Below are 2,782 nucleotides of genomic sequence, written 5' to 3'. Positions count from 1 at the left end.
TCTGTAGAGTTCCCTGGTCTATTCGTTGTATTATTCCCACCATTGCTACCTTGTGGTCTATTACCTGTAGAATTTCCTGGTCTATTTGTTGTATTATTTCCACTATTGCTTCCTTGTGGCCTATTACCTGTAGAATTTCCTGGTCTGTTTGTTGTACTATTTCCACTATTGCTTCCTTGTGGCCTATTTGTTTCACTATTTCCACTATCAAGCGATTGATCTATATCCTCTTCCTTTTTAGTTCCTATAGCAATTACTTTTTGTCTAGGTGGATAATACGAAGTAGCAACCTTTTCTCTTTTTATTTCATTTTTATTTTCATCATAGTATACCCTGTATGTTGATACTGAATAGCCTTCTCTACCCTGTTCAATAACTTTTTCTTCACCTTCTTCTAAGCTTGAGTCTTTTTCTTTTTTAACAGAGAAAGAAGTTTTTTTGTCAATATTTGTTACTATTTCAATATTTTTCTTGTCTTTGCTATTTCCATAAACTTGACAGATGATGGTATTATTTGCAAAAACATTTTTAATATAAATCGGCTGACTATAATTATTTTTAAATACAAAATCTAGCCCAGTATCTGTAACAGCTGCATCTCTACCTTTTTGTACATAACTTGATGGAATAGAGTGATTTTTTACTTTCACTATTTCAAGGCCTGAGTATAGTACAGAGTTATATAGTGTTGTAGAAACTTGGCATACGCCTCCACCTATGCCTTGTATAGCTTCTCCCTTTACTATTACAGTTGCATCTTTATATCCATTTTCAGCAGTTCTTTTCCCTGTATGTTCGTTGTAAGAAAATTCTTCTCCCGGCATCAATAATACACCACTAGTTCTTTCAGTAGCAATTTTAATATTCTCAACTCTTCCTGCACTTGAGTCTGTTAATCTTGTACTATATGATCCTAATAAAGTATCTACTTTTTTTAAATCTTCACTTTTTACTTCTGGTTCAACTTTAATAACTACCAAATCATCTTCTAGTAATCCTTCTTGAAGGGAGTTTTTAAAATGATTGATACTTTCTTTTATATCTAATATTATTCCTGTTTTTTCTTTTGTCACATTAGGCTTTCCATTTACAAACTCTAAACTGGCATTAACCATTTCTATATTTATTTCTTTTGATATTTCCTCTAATTTAGCTTTTACTTTTTCTTCATTACAATTTAAAGATACGTTTACATCATTTTCAATACCTAAATATGATTTCATAGTCACAAATATATTTGAGAATATATTTCCTTTTCTATTAATATTAAATGCATTTTCTATTGTTTTGTCTATATCATAATCTGTATCTATTTCCTCAGGCTCTACCTTCCAAGTGTTGTCTTTATATTTAAATGTAATTGTATCTATATCAATTTCATTACTTAAAATAGCTCTAGCTTCTTGTTTAGTTAAATTACCTACATTAATATTTCTAATAAAAGTATTTTTAACTATTTTATCACTATTTATCTGAGTATAAAATGACCCAATAAATGTGAATAAAATAGCCGTTAAAATAATAATCGCTAGGTTTATTCCCCTTAATTTCTTCATCCTATTCTCCTTATTATAGTTAAATATCTGATATTAGTTTTAATAAGGCTCAACTCCATTTTCTGTTAATGTGTAAATTTCTTTATTATATATATTTACAATATATACTTCTTTAGGTTTGAACCATCCTGTATTGACTAAATAATAATAATAAATATTACCATTATTCTTTATCATCTTATTTAACTCGTTATTATTATATTTTTTAATTTCACTATTGTTTAGTTCTTTAATATTCTTATATTTTTTTTCATCACTATTAAGTTCTTCTTCAAGTATATTTCTACCTTTATTTTTGTCTATTGATAAAATTATTTGTCCACTATTTTCATCAATTTTAAAATATCCATCGCTATAAGTACAATCATAGTCCTTTTTATCAGACTTGTATGAGTACATATTTTTACTCTTAGTATCAATTAAAACTTCATTTATAACTTTGTTGTCTTTTATTACTTCTGCATAATAATATCTTCTAGAGTTTATTGTTTGTAGGTATGATACTATTTCTAAATCATTTTTATTTAGGTTTCCCCTTCTAGATATTAAACTGATTATATCATCTGTACTCATTGTATAATTAGAAATATATCCATTGTATTCTTCAATTAGTTCATCTATTTCTTCTTCATCATAATATGGAGTTAAATAACCTAAATATTTTACAGCTTCTTCATATTTACCTTCATTAGCAAGATTTTTAGCATTATCCATATAATAATCATACATTGTATTTATACACTCTTTTTTTGCATTTTGGGCTAATGAATAATACTTTTCATCTTCTTCTATTACTTTATCATAATACTTTATTGCTTCATTATATTTTTTTATCGATTGGTACTTAGTAGCCTCTTTATAAATTTCCCTAGATTCATATAGTGTTTTTATATGTTGTTTATATTCGTCTAAATTTTGCTTAACTCCTCTTAACGTTGATGTAATTTGAAAATAAGAGTATGCCTTTTCATAAGATAAATTTTCTTCTTTATACATTTCATCTACTCTTTTGGCTAAATCAATCAGACTTGTTGAATCAATTTTTATAGTATTTAGTGAGTTAATCATATTGATAAGCCCCATATAATGTTCTTTTGTAATTTTATTATTTATATAAGCATCTGCACTATTCATAAGTAACGAAGATAATTTTTTTGATGCCTTTTTATTAAACCTATCCATTTTAGAATCCGAAAACTTTTTTAATAAATCATCATAATAATCCT

The 2,782-nt window shown here is 26.8% G+C and carries 2 protein-coding genes; both read right to left on the bottom strand.

Annotation, left to right across the window (positions count from 1 at the left end; genetic code table 11):
• Nucleotides 1-1,556, bottom strand: a 1,556-nt coding sequence (locus J7G74_RS10010) for a VanW family protein (protein WP_297134805.1), incomplete at its 3' end; no start/stop codon positions are given.
• Nucleotides 1,557-1,595: 39 nt separating this feature from the next.
• Nucleotides 1,596-2,782 (bottom strand): UbiD family decarboxylase (locus tag J7G74_RS10005; RefSeq protein ID WP_297134802.1); only part of this gene is annotated, 1,187 nt, incomplete at its 5' end.

This window comes from Terrisporobacter sp., assembly GCF_017888745.1.
Classification (GTDB): Bacteria; Bacillota; Clostridia; order Peptostreptococcales; family Peptostreptococcaceae; genus Terrisporobacter.
The sequence above is the reverse complement of the archived record's forward strand: the minus strand, read 5'-3'. Positions and strand labels throughout refer to the sequence as shown.